Source organism: Streptomyces sp. NPDC048566 (genome assembly GCF_043199735.1).
Lineage (GTDB): Bacteria > Actinomycetota > Actinomycetes > Streptomycetales > Streptomycetaceae > Streptomyces.
On record NZ_JBICWL010000002.1, the window covers coordinates 625,983 to 642,122 of the forward strand.

Annotated in this window: 15 protein-coding genes; 10 read left to right on the forward strand and 5 right to left on the reverse strand. The window is 74.1% G+C overall.

Annotated elements, in window-relative coordinates:
• The first annotated feature begins 1 nt into the window (after position 1).
• From ACGFS9_RS06660 to ACGFS9_RS06670, 3 genes are all read left to right on the forward strand, one after another.
• On the forward strand, positions 2–469 hold the full coding sequence (locus ACGFS9_RS06660) for a PH domain-containing protein (protein WP_393251206.1): 468 nt from the start codon (positions 2–4) through the stop codon (positions 467–469).
• Between the two features lie 197 nt (positions 470–666).
• Positions 667–1,998 (forward strand): hemolysin family protein, encoded by a 1,332-nt coding sequence (locus tag ACGFS9_RS06665; RefSeq protein WP_393251207.1) that lies wholly within the window; start codon positions 667–669, stop codon positions 1,996–1,998.
• Entirely contained in the window at positions 1,995–3,128 is a 1,134-nt protein-coding gene (locus ACGFS9_RS06670) for a hemolysin family protein (protein WP_393251208.1), read from the forward strand. Before ACGFS9_RS06665 ends, ACGFS9_RS06670 begins: the two co-directional genes overlap by 4 nt.
• A gap of 107 nt (positions 3,129–3,235) precedes the next feature.
• Here ACGFS9_RS06670 and ACGFS9_RS06675 read toward each other — a convergent pair whose 3' ends face one another.
• Both ACGFS9_RS06675 and ACGFS9_RS06680 read right to left on the reverse strand, forming a co-directional pair.
• Positions 3,236–5,098, reverse strand: a complete 1,863-nt coding sequence (locus ACGFS9_RS06675) for an AAA family ATPase (RefSeq protein ID WP_393251209.1) — start codon at positions 5,096–5,098, stop codon at positions 3,236–3,238.
• Positions 5,099–5,567: 469 nt separating this feature from the next.
• The gene (locus ACGFS9_RS06680; protein ID WP_393251289.1) at positions 5,568–6,188 is read right to left on the reverse strand and encodes a uridine kinase; all 621 of its coding nucleotides are present in this window, start codon (positions 6,186–6,188) and stop codon (positions 5,568–5,570) included.
• Between the two features lie 408 nt (positions 6,189–6,596).
• On the opposite strand from ACGFS9_RS06680, the gene ACGFS9_RS06685 reads away from it, so the two are divergent.
• From ACGFS9_RS06685 to ACGFS9_RS06695, 3 genes are all read left to right on the forward strand, one after another.
• Positions 6,597–7,946 (forward strand): peptidase C39 family protein, encoded by a 1,350-nt coding sequence (locus tag ACGFS9_RS06685; protein WP_393251210.1) that lies wholly within the window; start codon positions 6,597–6,599, stop codon positions 7,944–7,946.
• 231 nt (positions 7,947–8,177) lie between these two features.
• On the forward strand, positions 8,178–8,324 hold the full coding sequence (locus ACGFS9_RS06690) for an SCO1431 family membrane protein (protein WP_393251211.1): 147 nt from the start codon (positions 8,178–8,180) through the stop codon (positions 8,322–8,324).
• Positions 8,325–8,493: 169 nt separating this feature from the next.
• On the forward strand, positions 8,494–9,153 hold the full coding sequence (locus ACGFS9_RS06695; RefSeq protein WP_393251212.1) for a TetR/AcrR family transcriptional regulator: 660 nt from the start codon (positions 8,494–8,496) through the stop codon (positions 9,151–9,153).
• Between the two features lie 312 nt (positions 9,154–9,465).
• On the opposite strand, the gene ACGFS9_RS06700 is transcribed toward ACGFS9_RS06695, so the two are convergent.
• The gene (locus ACGFS9_RS06700) at positions 9,466–9,660 is read right to left on the reverse strand and encodes a hypothetical protein (protein ID WP_393251213.1); all 195 of its coding nucleotides are present in this window, start codon (positions 9,658–9,660) and stop codon (positions 9,466–9,468) included.
• Between the two features lie 599 nt (positions 9,661–10,259).
• A complete protein-coding gene (locus tag ACGFS9_RS06705) occupies positions 10,260–10,700 on the reverse strand; it encodes a hypothetical protein (RefSeq protein ID WP_393251214.1) in 441 nt (146 codons plus the stop codon).
• A 268-nt stretch (positions 10,701–10,968) separates the two neighbouring features.
• Here ACGFS9_RS06705 and ACGFS9_RS06710 point away from each other — a divergent pair, with 268 nt between their 5' ends.
• The 4 genes from ACGFS9_RS06710 (at position 10,969) to fxsA (ending at position 15,145) form a co-directional block, all read left to right on the forward strand.
• Entirely contained in the window at positions 10,969–11,409 is a 441-nt protein-coding gene (locus ACGFS9_RS06710; RefSeq protein ID WP_393251215.1) for an Lrp/AsnC family transcriptional regulator, read from the forward strand.
• A 144-nt stretch (positions 11,410–11,553) separates the two neighbouring features.
• Positions 11,554–13,170: an amidohydrolase gene (locus tag ACGFS9_RS06715; RefSeq protein ID WP_393251216.1), complete on the forward strand. Its 1,617-nt coding sequence runs from the start codon at positions 11,554–11,556 to the stop codon at positions 13,168–13,170.
• Between the two features lie 539 nt (positions 13,171–13,709).
• The gene (locus ACGFS9_RS06720) at positions 13,710–14,501 is read left to right on the forward strand and encodes a polyprenol monophosphomannose synthase (RefSeq protein ID WP_393251217.1); all 792 of its coding nucleotides are present in this window, start codon (positions 13,710–13,712) and stop codon (positions 14,499–14,501) included.
• 74 nt (positions 14,502–14,575) lie between these two features.
• Positions 14,576–15,145 (forward strand): FxsA family membrane protein, encoded by a 570-nt coding sequence (fxsA, locus tag ACGFS9_RS06725; RefSeq protein WP_393251218.1) that lies wholly within the window; start codon positions 14,576–14,578, stop codon positions 15,143–15,145.
• Between the two features lie 550 nt (positions 15,146–15,695).
• On the opposite strand, the gene ACGFS9_RS06730 is transcribed toward fxsA, so the two are convergent.
• Positions 15,696–16,070, reverse strand: coding sequence for an RNA polymerase-binding protein RbpA (locus ACGFS9_RS06730; RefSeq protein WP_003977404.1), 375 nt, complete (start codon positions 16,068–16,070; stop codon positions 15,696–15,698).
• Positions 16,071–16,140 lie beyond the last annotated feature (70 nt).

Sequence of the window (16,140 nt, forward strand, 5' to 3'; positions counted from 1 at the left end):
CATGTCCGACCTCCCCGCCCTCCCCGTCACCTTCCGCCCCGCCCGCACCCGGGCGGTGCTGCTCACCGCGGGCACCGCGATCTTCGTGGTCATCACCACGGTCGCGATGCTCCTGGAGCAGCTCGGCCCGGGGGAGCGGCTCAGCTTCGTCCTCACCGCCGCCCTCCTGCTCGGCGTGCTCATGCTGCTCGCACGGCCCAAGGTCGTCGCCGAGGAGACCGGGGTCACCGTGGTCAACATCGCGGGCCGGCGCCGGCTGGACTGGGCGGAGATCCTGCGGGTCAACCTGCGTCCCGGCGACCCCTGGGTCTTCCTCGACCTCAGCGACGGCACCAGCCTCCCGGCGCTCGGCATCCAGCCGGGCATCGCCAAGCGGCGCGCCATCGAGGACGCGCGGACCCTGCGGGCGCTCGCCGAGGCCCGCTCGGCCGGCGAGCCCGGCCGGCACCGTGACGAACATCAGGGCTGACTCTCGCCCTTCCACCCTGCCCCGAGGGCCCATGTCTTGATTAATCTGGTGGCGGAGGCGTTCCACGACGCCTCCGCCTTCGATGCGGCCCCCGCCCTCCGAGGCTCCCTGCTACCCGAGGAGTGACTCCCTCCAGCGATGGACGGATCGTCCTGTAGTACCTGCGCCGCCCCCTCCCGACAGAGCGAGGCGGCGGCATGACCATCCCCCTGTTGCTCCTTGGCGCGGCGTTCCTGCTGATCCTCGCCAACGGATTCTTCGTGGCCGCCGAGTTCGGCCTCGTCACCGTGGAGCGCCCCGACGCCGAGCAGGCCGCCGCCGACGGCGACAAGCGCGCCGCCACGGTCGTCGAGTCCCTCAAGGAGCTCTCGTTCCAGCTCTCCGGGACCCAGCTCGGCATCACCATCACCTCCCTGGTCGTCGGCATGCTCGCCGAACCGGCGCTCGCCCGGCTGCTCCAGGGCCCGTTCGCCGCGACCGGCCTGCCCGAGGGGGCGGTGTCCGGCATCGCCGTCGTGCTGGGCATGCTGCTCGCCTCCGCCGTGCAGATGGTGGTCGGTGAGCTGGTGCCCAAGAACTGGGCGGTCTCCAAGCCGCTCCAGGTGGCCCGCTTCGTGGCCGGCCCGCAGCACGTCTTCTCCCGCCTGTTCCGCCCGGTGATCGCCGCGCTGAACACGGTCGCCAACCGGCTGGTCCGGACCCTCGGCGTCGAACCCGCCGACGAGCTGGCGTCCGCCCGCACCCCGGGCGAACTCGTCTCGCTGGCGCGCCACTCCGCCCGGGCCGGCGCCCTGGAACAGGACACCGCGGACCTCTTCGTCCGCACCATGTCCCTCGCCGGTCTCACCGCGCAGCACGTGATGACGCCGCGCGTGAAGGTCAGCGCGCTCCAGTCGTCGGCGACCGCCGAGGACGTGGTCAACCTCACCCGCGCCACCGGCCTGTCCCGGTTCCCCGTCTACCGGGAGCGGATCGACGAGATCGTCGGCATGGTGCACCTCAAGGACGCCCTCGCGGTGCCCTCGCACGACCGGCTGCGCACCCCGGTCGGGCGGATCGCCCAGCCGCCGCTGCTCGTCCCGGAGACCCTGCCCGTGCAGCCCCTCCTGGGGCAGCTGCGCAACGAGCAGCCGATCGCCGTCGTCGTCGACGAGTACGGCGGCACGGCCGGGGTGGTCACCCTGGAGGACATCGTCGAGGAGATCGTCGGCGAGGTCCGTGACGAACACGACGACGTGCTCGGCGAACCGCCCGAGCTGGCCGCCGCCCCGCCGGAGGACGGCCGGCCCGCCTGGGACGCCGACGGCAGCTGCCGCGTGGACGTCCTGCGCCGGATAGGCCTGGACGTCCCCGAGGGGCCCTACGAGACCGTCGCGGGTCTCGTCGCCGACCTGCTGGGCCGCATCCCCGCCCCCGGCGACAAGGCCGAACTCCCCGGCTGGCGCCTGTCGGTCCGGCAGGTCGGCCACTACCGGGCGGAGCGCGTCCGCCTGGTGCGGACCGCACCGGCTCCGGAGGCCCTGCGATGAGCGTTCTCCAACTCCTCCTCGCCGGCCTGCTGGTGCTCGCCAACGGATTCTTCGTCGGCGCCGAGTTCGCCCTCGTGTCGGTGCGCCGCAGCCAGATCGAACCGCTGGACACCACCCGTTCCCGGCAGGTGCTGTACGGCCTGGAGCGGCTGCCGCAGATGATGGCCGCCGCCCAGTTCGGCATCACGGTCTGCTCGCTGACGCTCGGCGCGGTCGCCGAACCGACCGTCGCCCACCTGCTCGAACCGCTCTTCGCGGCGCTCCACCTGCCCGAGGGGGTGATCCACCCCCTCGGCTATGTGATCGCCCTCGCGCTCGTCGTCTTCCTCCACCTCGTCATCGGCGAGATGGTCCCGAAGAACCTGGCGATGGCGGCCCCGGAGAAGACGGCCCTGTGGCTCGGCCCCGGGCTGGTCGCCTTCGCCCGGCTGTGCCGGCCGGTCACCCGGGCGCTCGGCGCCTGTGCGCGGCTGATCCTGCGGCTGTTCCGGGTGGAGCCCCGGGACGAGGTCGAGGCGGTCTTCACGAGCGAGCAGCTCAACCGCCTGGTGGAGGACTCGGGGCAGGCCGGTCTGCTCGACCCCGAGGAGCAGGAGCGTCTGGAGGACGCGCTGGAGCTGGGTTCCCGCCCGGTCACCGACGTCCTGCTCGACGGCGCCTCGCTCGTCACCGTGGACCCCTCGGTGACCCCGGGCCAGGTGGTCGCGCTGACCGCGCGCACCGGCTTCTCCCGGTTCCCGGTGGTCGCGGAGACGGGCGCCTTCATGGGCTGCTACCTGCACGTGAAGGACGTCCTGGACCTGGAGGACTCCGACCGTGCCGTCCCGCAGCGGATGTGGCGGCCGATGACCACGCTCCGGGCCGAACTCCCGCTCGACGACGCCCTCACGGTGATGCGCCGTGCCGCCACCCACCTGGCCCAGGTGGCCGACTCCGCGGGCCGGGTCCTCGGGCTCGTGGCGCTGGAGGACGTCCTGGAACTGCTCGTCGGCGAGGTGCGCGACCCGGCGCACCGGGACGCCCGGCCGGTGCGGGTCGCGCAGGCCCGCCCGGAGCGGGGTCCGGCACCGGCGGCCGGCCCGGGGCCGAGCCCCGGCCCGGCAGCTCCCGAGGAGGCGCTGGCGAGCTGACCGTGCCCGCGGGCCCCGGTTCCGCGCGGGCGGGCACGACGGCTGTCGTGGTCGTACCCGCCCGCACGGCCGGGGCCTCTCCCGTGACGGGACGGCCGCGCGGTCCCTCACATGGCGGACGGGTCGTGCGGGCCCCGTCCGGACAGGACCTCCCCGTAGGCCTGCATCAGGTCCGGCAGCCGCAGCGTCGACAGGTCGTCGCGGGACGGCGTGGAGGTGTAGCCGGTCAGCCGCAGATCGCGGTAGGCGCAGCTCTTCTCGTAGAGGGTGCGCAGGAAGCGGCCGTTGCCCAGCTCGTCGATCCAGCCCTGGTCGACGACGTGCCCGGCGATCGAGCGCAGCTCGTCCAGCGCCTCCTCGTCCCAGACGTCGCCGTTCTCGGCGGCCAGCACCTCGCCGATCGAGGTCAGTTCGAGCGGGCGGTAGGAGGGGAAGTCGACCCGGCTGGTGAAGCGGGAGGACAGGCCGGGGTTGGCCGCCAGCAGCCGGTCCATGCCCTCCGGGTAGCCGGCCAGGATGACGACGAGGTGGTCGCGGTTGTCCTCGGCCCGCTTCAGCAGGACCTGGAGCGCCTCGTCACCGTAGGCGTCGCCCTTGCCGTAGCCGGAGTTGGACAGCGCGTAGGCCTCGTCCACGAAGAGGACGCCGCCGATGGCCGAGTCGATCAGCTCGTTGGCCTTCACCGCGGTCTGGCCGAGGTACTCGCCGACCAGGTCGGACCGCTGCGCCTCCACCAGATGGTCGCCGCCGAGCAGCCCGAGCGCGTAGAAGACCCGCCCGAGGATGCGGGCCACCGTGGTCTTGCCGGTGCCGGAGGGGCCGGAGAAGACGAAGTGGCGTTTGGGCGGCTGGACGGGCAAGCCCTGCCCGGCGCGCAGGCGGGCCATGTTCAACTGCGCGGAGAGCGCCTTGACGTGCCGTTTGACCGGCTCCAGGCCCACCATGCGCTCCAGCTCGGCGAGCGCCTGTTCGAGCAGGGCGGGGTCGGTGGGCCCGGTGGGCAGGGGCTGCGGCGGGGCCGTCGCCTTCTCCCGGAAGACGTCGGTCTCCGGCTGCCGGCCGCCCGACGGCGGTTCGGGCGGGGAGAGTTTCAGGTCCCGTCCCTCGGAGCCGAAGAGGGGGTCGACCCCGTCGGGGCCCTCCAGGACGTCCTGCCCCACGCCGGCGAGGCTGATCGCCGCGAGGTCGGCCGCCGCGTCGTCGTAGCCGTCCCCTTCGGAGATGGCCGCGAGCCGTGCCGAGGTGTCCATGAAGGACGGGTCGACCCGGTGCACCGCCCGGTACAGGGGGAGTGCCGCGGCGGACCGGCCGGTGCCCTCGTGGGCGCGGGCCAGCCAGTAGCGCAGCTCCTTGCGCTGCGGCTGCTCGCTGCGGCAGCGCATCAGGGCGGAGGACAGCAGCGGTTCCGCCTGGCCGAACATCTCCAGCCTGACCCGGGCCATGCCCCCGAAGAGGCCGGCCTCTATGCCGAGCAGGGCGTCGTCGATCAGCGGATCGGTGTGCCGGACGAGTTGCTCCCAGTCCTTGACCAGATAGGCGCGGCACGCGTGCAGGAACCGCACCTGGTGGTCCGCGTCGACCGGCGGCAGACCGGCCAGCGCCCGGTCCAGTTCGGGCACATGGCGGCCGTCGAGCCAGTGCGAGGCGTGCGCGAGGAGCAGATCGCGCGGGCTCTCCAGGACCGGCTGGACCCACCAGCCGAGCCAGTACCAGGAGTTGAGGGTGCGCCGGTGGCGGGTGCGCTGTTCGCCGAAGCGGTCCCGGTGCCGGAACATGCGCAGCAGCGCGGTCGTCGTGTCCACCCGTAGCGCGTGCAGTCCGAGCCAGCCGTCCGCCATGCCGGGGTCCATCCGGACCGCGGCGCGGAACTCCTCCTCCGCCTGCGGGTAGGCGCCCATCGTGTAGGCGTCCACACCCCGCAGCCAGGCGAGGTCGGCCGGGGCCTCGGGGCCCTGCGTGCCGAAGTCCATCACGTCCCCCACAAACCGTGCCCCCGATGGTCGGGAGGTGTCTCGTGGACCGGGACACCGCCCCCGCCGCCGGGCAGGTGCCCGGCGGCAGCTCTGGTCGAACGACTGTGCCGCGGACGGGAGTTGCATCGGTGCGCAGAGCAGCCGTCCGAGGGTCGCACCGAAAGGCATCGTACCTGCGGTTCACGGGCCTGCCGAAGGGTGCCGCACACCCCGTTCCGCGGGGTGGGAGCAGACGGGGCGCACACGGAGCGGTGACCCTGGGTGAGCGAAAGGAGGCACCGGGCGTCCGGAAAAAGCCGGATGTGGGCAGAACGAAGCCCCCGATCACGGGGGAACAACCGGGGGCTTCGCGACTGCGGGGGCGGCCCGGGAAGGCCGCTCGTTCAGAACGTAAGACCTGTATGACCCCCCGGTCAAGGAGAGTTGAGGCACCGGGGGAACTTCTCCGGCACCGCTCTTCACGAGTTCAGCACACTGCGGATGGTCCGTCACGGTGGGTGACGAACGAGGGGGTCTCCGGTGTCCCGGCAGGCCCCGGCAGTACCTCGTATCCCTCCGGACGCTGCCGCACCACATGATCCGCGAAGGGCCGCGAGGGGTCCGCGGCGAAGTGCCGCCGCTCGGCCCGGACCCAGCCGGCCCAGAACGCACCCTGCGCCGCACCGTCCCGTCGCATCCCGCGCGCCCATGCCTCGTCCTGCGGCAACTCCATCCACAGCAGCCGCGCGAGCCACCCGCGCACGGCGCGGCGCCCCGCGCCGACGCCCTCGACGAGCACCACGGGTGCGGCGGGCAGCTCCCGTACCGGACCGAACGCGCGGGCGGTCCAGTCGTACGGCGCGTACCGCGCGCTCTCGCCGCGCCGCAGGGGGTCGACGACCTGGTCCAGCAGGCGCCCGGTCCACTCGAAGAGCTCCTCGTGGGTGGCGAGGTCGTCCAGGTGCAGGACGGGCGCGCCGCCGAGGGCCGCTGCCAGCTCTCCGGCGAACGTGGTCTTCCCCGAGCCCGCGTGGCCGTCGACGCCGATCAGGCGGACGGGACCGCAGGAGGGCGGCAGCCGGCGCAGCCGTGCGGCGAGGGAGTCGATGGCATGTCCTGGGGTGGGTCGGAGGGCGGCGGGTGATGGCGAACATTCTATCGAGGAGCGCCCGACGTGACGGTCCGCGAGGCCGTGCGGGGCCCGGGAGCGGCCGGCCGCCCGGAGCCGGACCACGGGTGCCTCCCGCGGCGCGGACGGGCTGCCGGGCGCGCGGGCGGTGCGGCGCAGGCCGTGGAGGACCGCTTCGCGCCGCCCGGTTCGGTCCGTCCCCCCTTCGCCGCCCCGGCACGGGAGTACCCCGATGGGGGGTGCCGCAGGTCATGCCAGTGGTCTCCACCAATATTGGTGGGCGCGGCATGACCGGAAGTGCTGGCAGAAGGCGGTCCCCGGCGTCCATAGTTGGCGCACGACCGAGCTTGGGCCCGCCCGCTTTGGACACCTGGGGGTCAACCACCCATGAGCAGATCCGAACAGCCGTCCCGCAGAACCGTCCTCGCGGCCGCGATGGCCGCGGCGGCCGTGGGAGTCGCCTCCCCGGCGGCCGTCGCTGCGGACCGCCCCGCCGGACCGCGCGGCGGCCTGGTGGACAACCGCGCCTGGACCTCGTACCCGGACTGGCGTTCCGGCACCCTGCGGGGCACCCGTGCGGTACCGGGCCGGCGGCCCGGCCTGGTGATCGTCACCCGGGCCGGCACCACCGACTACACCGACCCGCACACCGGCAGAACGGCCGCCTGGGAGTACGCCACCTGGACCAGTCCGGTCCACCGGCTCTCCGTGCCCGCGACGGAGGTCATCGCCTCCTGGAACGCGCACACCCCGGCCGGCACCTGGCTCCAGGTGGAGCTGTGCGGCACGTACTCCGACGGCACGGCCACACCCTGGTACGTCATGGGTCGCTGGGCCTCGGGCGAGCAGGACATCCGCCGCACCTCGGTGGACGACCAGGGCGACGGCCGCAGCAGCATCTGGACGGACACCTTCGCCATCGACGACGCGGCGTCCGGCCTGCGGCTCGTCTCCTACCGGCTGCGGCTGACGCTCTACCGCACCCCCGGTTCGCGACGCACCCCGACCGTGTGGCGGATCGGGGCGATGGGCTCGGACATCCCGGACCGCTTCACCGTTCCCGCCTCCGCCCCCGGGCTCTCGCAGGAGCTGCGGGTCCCGCGCTACTCGCAGGAGATCCACGCCGGCCAGTACCCCGAGTACGACAACGGCGGCGAGGCGTGGTGCAGCCCCACCTCCTCCCAGATGATCATCGAGTACTGGGGGCGCCGGCCCACCGCGGAGCAGCTCGCCTGGGTCGACCCCTCCTACGCCGACCCCCAGGTGTGCCTCGCGGCCCGCTCCACGTTCGACTACCAGTACGACGGTTGCGGCAACTGGCCGTTCAACGCCGCCTACGCGGCGACCTACGAGGACCTCCAGGGGGTCGTGACCCGGCTCGCCTCGCTCACCGACCTGGAGACCCTGATCGCCGCGGGCATCCCGGCCATAACGTCGCAGTCGTTCCTCGCCTCCGAGCTGACGGGCGCGGGGTACGGAACCTCGGGGCACCTCATGACGGTCATCGGCTTCACCGCCGAGGGAGACGTGATCGCCAACGACCCGGCGTCCCCCGACGACGACGCGGTCCGCCGGGTCTACCGGCGCGCGGAGTGGGAGAACATCTGGCTCCGCACCAAGCGCTACGACGCGAACGGCAAGGTCAGGAGTGGGACGGGCGGCGTCTGCTACCTGTACTTCCCCGCCCGTCCCTCGCCCCGCCAGCGCCAGGCGCTCGCGGCGGTGGGCGTCCGCTGACCCGACCGGCGGCCCCTCCCGTGCGGGGCCGCCGGGACCCGGCCGCGCCTGTGACGAGAACCACATGGCGCGTCGGACGCCTTGGTGCCCATGGGCCTCTCCCGCCCGGCGCGGCTCGGGCGTGAGCAAGCTCTCTACCGCCGGGACCTGCTCCGATGGCAGGGTGGTCGGGCCGGTGGGGAGCCGGCGGGGGCGGGAGATCCGACCGCACCACGACGTCAGCGAGATGCCATGACCGCGAGTTCCGCCACCGCCCCACGTCTCCGTGCCCGTACCGGAGGCCCCCGCGAGGACGGCCCGAAGATCCTCGAACACGTCCTGGGCTGGACCTTCGCGGTCGTCGTGGCGATGCTCGTGGCCCAGCTCGGTCTGCTCTGAGCGGCCCCCGCCCCGGCGGCCCGGCCGGTCGCCGCGTGCTGCGGCCCGCCGTGGGAGGCCGCTCCCTCCCCGGCTCGTCGCCGCACGACTGATCGCGTGCGGCCGGACGGTCGCCACGGTTCTGCCATACTGCCGATGTTCCGTGGGCAGTCGGAGACCAGGGCCGGAGTTGAACCACAGTCGACAGCGCGACACTGAGCGCCCCCGCGCGCGCGGCACCGAGCGCTCGCAGGCGCGCCGCGCCGAACTCATCGCCATCGGGCGGAAGTTGTTCGCCGACACGTCCTACGACGCGCTCTCCATGGACGACATCGCGCGGCAGGCGCACGTCGCCAAGGGGCTGATCTACTACTACTTCGACTCCAAGCGGGGCTACTACCTCGCCATCGTCGAGGACTCCGTCGCGGAACTCGTCGCGCGGGCGGCCGGCGGCCTCGAACTGCCCCCCGTGGAACGGGTCCACCGCACCATCGACGGGTACCTGCGCTACGCCGAGCACAATCAGGCCGCGTACCGGACGATCATCGCCGGAGGTGTCGGGTTCGACGCCGAGGTGCAGGCGATCCGCGACGGAGTGCGCGAGGTGATCGTCGAGACGATCGCCGATGGGGCCTACGGCCGGGGCGGGGTGGGGCCGTTGCCGCGCATCGCCCTGCTCGGCTGGCTGCACGGGGTGGAGGGCGCCACCCTCGACTGGATCGGCCACCGGGCGCTGTCGCGCGATGTCATGCGGGAGTTGCTGGTGAAGATGCTCGGCGGCACCCTGCGTGCCGTCGAGGAGATCGACCCCTCCTACACCGCGCCGCCCGACGCGCGCAGGGACGGCTGAGGCGACGGGGCGGACGTCCGGCCGGTGTCCGCGCGCCGGCGGTGCCGTGTCCGCCGTGCGGATCGGTCGGCCGGTGTGACCGGCCCGCCGTCCGCGCCCCGCCCGGTATGCGGAAGAAGGCGCCGAGCCCCCTGCGTGTTCGGCAGCCCGTCTTCCCCGAGGTGATCACCGGGATGTCCCAACTCCACTGGGGCGTCAGGGACTTGGGGTGGGCGTCGCCGGCCGCGGGGAGCGTCCTGCCCGAGTGCCGTGAGGCGTCGGCGCCCTGCGCGGACCTGCCGGCCGCTCGGGTTCCGAGGGCCCCGGGAGGCGTCAGGCGCGCACGTCGCGCACGGGGACGAAGCGCGGCTCGCCGCGCGGGTCCCGGGGCGCGCCGTACGCCCCGTATCCGTACAGCGCCGACGGCGCCGACAGGCGCGCCCACTCCGGGTCGTGGCGCCCCGGCAGGGTGCGGCCCCGGTCGGCCCAGGCGCGCATCAGGGCGCGGTAGATGGGCGGGTCCTGCACCGGCGGAGGCGGCGGGGAAGGTGCACGCTGAACCGATTCTGCCGGAACGGGGAGGAGGATGCGCCGCCGACGCCCGGTCGCGGCATGCGTGGGGTTCATACCCGGGCAACGTCCGAGCGGGCCCGCAGGTCACCGGGTGACGGATTCGGGTGTGCGTTCGCGGCGGACCCCGTGCGGGAGTCTTGGCCGGCCCGCACCGCCCGCCGTCCGGACCGTCGCCGCCGCGCGGCCCGCCCCGGCGCACGAAGCGCACCTCCCGCCGGCATCGGCCGCCGAGCGTTCAGGGGGCGACGTGCGGCCGGCGAAGGCGGCGCCCTCGTCGGCGAACGGTTCCCGCGCCCGGCGCCGTGACCGGACGGGTCCGCTCCACCGCGGCCAGGCCGAGCCGAACCGCTGCGACGCGCGCCCGCGCGGCCTCCTCGGCGGTGCTGATCTCCCGGCGCCCGACCGCGGCACGGTGGGGGTGCCCGGCGCGACCGGCCCCGGCGCGTGCGGCACCCGCCCGCGGCGCCGCCTGTCCCGCGCCTGCCGGTCTCCCGGGCACGGCGCCGGACGGCAGCGGGTGCCGGCGGGCTGTGAACGGTGAACGGGTGTGCCGGTCAGGCGGCCTGACCGCGCGTCAGGGCGACCAGACGCAACGGGCGCGAGCCGGGTCCGCCCACGTGGGAGAACGGCTGCGTGCGCCAGTCCAGCCCCTGAGGCAGCGTCAGCAGCAGTGCGGTGTCCTGCTCCTGGGGCTCGGCGGAGGCGTCGGCCGGCGTCGCCTCGGTGGCCGTGCGGCCGGTGCCCGAACAGACCGTGAGCCCGAACGGGTTCCACGGAGAGGCGCACAGCGCGTGCTCCGGCAGAACCTCCTCGTCGGCCAGCAGCGCGATCGGCTGCGCGCAGTCCGGGCAGATCACCCGGTACATCTCGAAGGTGTCGTACGCGTCGAAGCCGTCGCCGTCCGGCGCGTCGCGTTCGACGCCCTCCGGCTCGGGCTCGAACACGGGCTGCTGCCGCTTGGGCGCGGTACGACCAGGGCGCTTGACACTCTGCATGGGATTCTCCCCCTCGGGTGGGCCGACAAGGCACTGCGACCTCGACCACAGCAAGCACTTCCCGTCACGTCCCCGCGGTAATCACGAGACCGTCACAGACCCTGTCGCCCGCGTGTGGCCTTCGTCACATGCCGCGTGCAGGTGTCCGGCCCGGCGGACGTGCCCGCCCGGCGGCGCACCCGCGGCGGCGGGCCACATCATCACGAACCGGCCATGACCTGCGCCGCCGAGTGTCCCGAGGATGCGGCGCCCTGTAGGTTCTTGCGCCATGGAGGAGCTGGACCGACAGATCGTGCAGCTGCTCGTCGCAGACGGGCGGATGAGTTACACCGACCTGGGCAAGGCCACGGGCCTGTCCACGTCCGCCGTGCACCAGCGGGTGCGCCGGCTGGAGCAGCGGGGCGTCATCCGCGGGTATGCCGCGGTCGTCGACCCGGAGGCGGTCGGGCTGCCCCTGACCGCCTTCATCTCGGTGAAACCGTTCGACCCGAGCGCCCCCGACGACATCGCCGAACGGCTCGCCGGCGTACCGGAGATCGAGGCCTGCCACAGCGTCGCCGGCGACGAGAACTACATCCTCAAGGTGCGCGTCTCCACGCCGCACGAGCTGGAGGAACTGCTGGCGCGGCTGCGCACCCTGGCGGGCGTGTCCACCCGTACGACGGTCGCCCTGTCGACCCCGTACGAGGCGCGGCCTCCGCGTATCTGACCCCCGGACCGGCACCGGCCGCCCGCCGACCGCAGCGGGGTAGGCGGCGTCCTTGCCCGCCGCCCCGCCTCGGCCGGCGTGCGCGCGGGACGCGGGCGGCCACCCGGGCGACGGGCGGCGGGCCGGAGGCGGGAGACTGTCCCCATGAGTGAGAGCACCGCCCCGTCGGTCACCGTGCTGCTGCGCGGTGGAGAAGTCCACAGCCCCGCGGATCCCTTCGCCACCGCCATGGTCGTCGAGCGGGGCCAGGTCGCCTGGGTCGGCTCGGAGGGAGCCGCCGACGCCTTCGCCGCCAGGGTCGACGAGGTCGTGGACCTGGAAGGCGCCCTGGTGACCCCCGCGTTCACCGACGCCCACGTGCACACCACGGCGACCGGGCTCGCGCTCACCGGCCTCGACCTGTCCGACGCCCCCTCCCTGGACGCGGCCCTCGCCCGCGTCCGCGCCTTCGCCGCCGCCCGCCCCGCCGACCGGGTCCTGCTCGGCCACGGCTGGGACGCGGCCCGCTGGCCCGGCGGCCGGCCCCCGACCCGCGCCGAACTCGACGCGGCCGCCTCCGGGCGCCCCCTCTACCTCTCGCGCATCGACGTGCACTCCGCCGTGGCCACCACCGCGCTCCTGGACCTGGTCCCCGGTGTCACCGCGCGCGGCGGGTTCGCCCCGGACGGACCGCTGACCGGCGACGCCCACCACGCGGTGCGCGCCGCGGCCCTCGGGGCGGTGGGCGCGGCCCAGCGCACCGAGGCCCAGCGGGCGGCCCTCGCCCACGCCGCCTCGCTCGGCATCGGCTCCGTGCACGAGTGCGCCGGACCCGAGATCTCCTCCGAGGAGGACTTCACCGGCCTGCTGCGGCTCGCCGCGCAGAGCGCCGGTCCGCGCGTCGTCGGCTACTGGGCGGAGCGCGACGTGGACAAGGCCCGTGCCCTCGGCGCGGTCGGCGCCGCCGGCGACCTGTTCGTCGACGGCTCCCTCGGGTCGCACACCGCGTGCCTGAGCAGGCCCTACCTGGACGCCGGCCACACCGGCGTCGCCCACCTGGACACCGACGCGGTGGCCGCCCACGTGGTCGCCTGCACCGAGGCGGGCCTCCAGGCGGGCTTCCACGCCATCGGGGACGCCGCCGTCGCCTCCGTGGCCGAGGGCGTCCGCGCCGCCGCCGAGAAGGTCGGCACGGCCCGCGTCCGCGCCGCACGGCACCGCGTCGAGCACGCGGAGATGCTCACCCCCGAGACCGTCGCGGCCTTCGCCGAACTGGGCCTCACCGCCTCCGTGCAGCCCGCCTTCGACGCGCTCTGGGGCGGCGACGAGGGCATGTACGCCCGGCGCCTGGGCGCCGAGCGCGCGCGGACGCTCAACCCCTTCGCCGCCCTGCTGCGGGCCGGCGTGCCGCTGGCCTTCGGCTCCGACAGCCCCGTCACCCCGCTCGACCCCTGGGGCACGGTCCGCGCCGCGGCCTTCCACCGCAACCCCGACCACCGGGTGTCCGTCCGCGCGGCCTTCACGGCCCACACCCGGGGCGGCTGGCGCGCCGTCGGCCGGGACGACGCCGGCGTCCTGGTGCCGGGCGCGCCCGCCGACTACGCCGTGTGGCGCACCGCCGAACTGGTCGTGCAGGCCCCCGACGACCGGGTCGCGCGCTGGTCCACCGACCCGCGTTCCGGCACCCCGGGACTGCCCGATCTGACGCCCGGGAACGACCTGCCGGTCTGTCTGCGCACCGTGGTCGGCGGACGAACGGTATTCGTACGGCCTAACGAGTGATGTCCCGGGGCCGCGCGGGCGGGAGCGCGGTCCGCGCCCGCGTCGCGCGACCTGGGCATCCTCCGGGCCCGCCCGGTCGCGGCCGGACAACGTGCAGCTCACGGGAGTGTTGACAGCCGGGCGCGGGGGGCCGGTAGGTTCGGCCGGGTCCACCACCGGACGTCCGACCGGGGAACTTCCGCACGGCCTCGCGGTGCCGCTGGGTCAGGGGTGGTGTGCCGCACCGGCGCACCACCGCTGGCAGCCAGGCCCAGCGCCCGCGCAGCGAGGCGAGGGAACGTTCCGACAAGTCGGCAGGTGCGACCCGGGTGGGGCCCGGACGTCCAGTAGACAACGGCTTTCGGTCGACCCGCAGCCAGCGGGCCCCTGGTCGGCCCGAAGGGCGCCGGGCCCCGATCCGCAGCGGTTGATTCGGCCCCCACATCCCTCCCGCCGTCCGGCTCGCCCGCATTCGACACCCCCGGACTCCCGCGGCGTCGCAGCGGTGCAGGCCGGGCGCATTATGGTGGTCCCCTGCGTACGGACTCGAAGGGGCAGCAGTGAACGACGGCGACGGGACCCTCGCGGCGGAAGCCCAGGGGAGGCGGTTCGGCCCGCTCGGCACGGCCTTGGTGATCATTCCGACCTACAACGAGGCGGAGAACATCAAGAAGATCGTCGGCCGGGTACGCGCAGCCGTGCCCGAGGCGCACGTGCTCGTGGCGGACGACAACAGCCCCGACGGCACCGGCAAGCTGGCCGACGAGCTGGCCTCCGCCGACGAGAACGTGCAGGTGCTGCACCGCAAGGGCAAGGAGGGCCTCGGGGCCGCCTACCTCGCGGGCTTCCGCTGGGGCATCGAGCACGGCTACGGCGTGCTCATCGAGATGGACGCCGACGGCTCCCACCAGCCCGAGGAGCTGCCCCGCCTGCTGACCGCGCTCAAGGGCGCCGACCTGGTGCTCGGTTCGCGCTGGGTGCCGGGCGGCCGGGTGGTCAACTGGCCCAAGTCGCGCGAGTTCATCTCACGCGGCGGCAGCCTCTACTCCCGCGTCCTGCTGGACGTGCCCATCCGCGACGTGACGGGCGGCTACCGCGCCTTCCGCCGGGAGACCCTGGAGGGGCTCGGCCTCGGCGAGGTCGCCTCCCAGGGGTACTGCTTCCAGGTCGACCTGGCCCGCCGGGCGGTGAAGGCCGGTTACCACGTCGTCGAGGTGCCGATCACCTTCGTGGAGCGGGAGCTGGGCGACTCCAAGATGAGCCGCGACATCCTGGTCGAGGCGCTGTGGCGCGTCACCACGTGGGGGGTCGGCGAGCGCGTCGGCCGGATCACGGGCCGCAAGCAGTCCTGAGCCGCGGACGACCCACAGCGGGGATTGATCTTCCGCTTATCCCGTCCTGAGCCCGGCCCAGGCACACTGGAAGCATGACGACTGGCGCTCCTCCTCCCACCCGTCCCGCGCGACCGCGGCGCTCGCGGCTGCGTACGTTGCTGCCGCTCGGCGTCGCGGTCTGGCTGGTGCTGGAGATCTGGCTGCTGGTGGCCGTCGCGCACGCGACCAGTGGCTTCGCCGTGTTCCTGCTGCTGGTGGCGGGCATCGTGCTCGGAGCGGTGGTGATCAAGCGAGCCGGCCGCCGTGCCTTCGACAACCTCAGCCGGACGCTGCAACAGCAGCAGAGCGGCGTCGCGCCCTCGACCGAGGGCGGCGGGGGCAACGGCCTGATGATGCTCGGCGGTCTGCTCCTGATGATCCCCGGGCTGATCTCCGACGCTCTCGGCCTGCTCCTGCTGATCCCACCCGTCCAGAAGGGGCTCGGCCGGTACACGCAGCGCGCCCTGGACCGCAGGATGAGCGCCGCCGCACCCGGCACCGTCGGCGGCGCCTTCCGGCAGGCCCGGATGCACCGCCCCGACGGCAAGGTGGTCCAGGGCGAGGTCATCCACCACGACGAACCGCGCGAGCCCGGCGAGCCGTATCCGCCGCTCAACCGCTAGTGCCCTGACCGGAAGGGTTCACCGGCTCGCGACGCCCGGCACGGCGCCTCGCCGCGTCGTCGCATCACCCGAGTGCATCCCGTACGCGGGAGACGCTCCACCGTGCGCTGCACCGCACCGGACGCCGCGAGCCGTCCGGCGAACCTTTCCGGTCGCGGCACCAGCCGCCCCTCTCGCGGTACCCGGCCCGTCCCGCCAGCCCGAACACCCTTCCGCGCCGGGCCCGGTCGCCGGTCGTCGCGAGAGGGCAGCGGGCCCGGAACAGCGCGGGGCCCGTTCGTTCCCGGCCGTGCGCACCGGACGGCCCCGGCCTCCCCGCAACGTGGTCCGGCAGACCTCGCGCCCACGGTCCGGCCTCCCGCGACGTGCTCCGGCAGCCCCCGCGCCCGGCTCCGAGTGCCCTCACGGCTCCGCCTGCCCCCCCGGCTCCACCGCGGACGTTCCTCGCACGCGGGATGGCCGTCGTCGAACGCACGAGACCGCGGACCCCGTACCTGAGTACGGTGTCCGCGGTCTCGGCGTGCGTGGTATGCCGCTCGGCCCCGAGGGGTCAGGCGGACTTGCGGCTGTCCCGCGGATGCACCGCGATGTTCATCGCGCCGGAGCGCAGGACGGCCAGGCGCTCTTCGAGGACCTCTTCGAGTTCCTCCCGAGTACGCCGTTCCATCAGCATGTCCCAATGGGTACGCGCGGGCTTGGCCTTCTTTTCCTCAGGGCCGTCGCCGTCCACCAGGAGTGCCTGGGCCCCGCAGACCTTGCACTCCCACTCCGGCGGAATCTCCGCCTCGACCGAGAAGGGCATCTCGAAGCGATGCCCCTTCTCGCATGCGTACTCCACGGCCTGGCGCGGGGCCAGGTCGATGCCGCGGTCCGTCTCGTAGCTGGTCACCACGAGGCGCGTGCCGCGAAGAGCTCGCTCACTCATGAATCGTGCCTCCCGGGCTTGTCGCCCACAGGACAGGTGTCGCTGTCGTCGTCATCCGGTCAACGTCCGG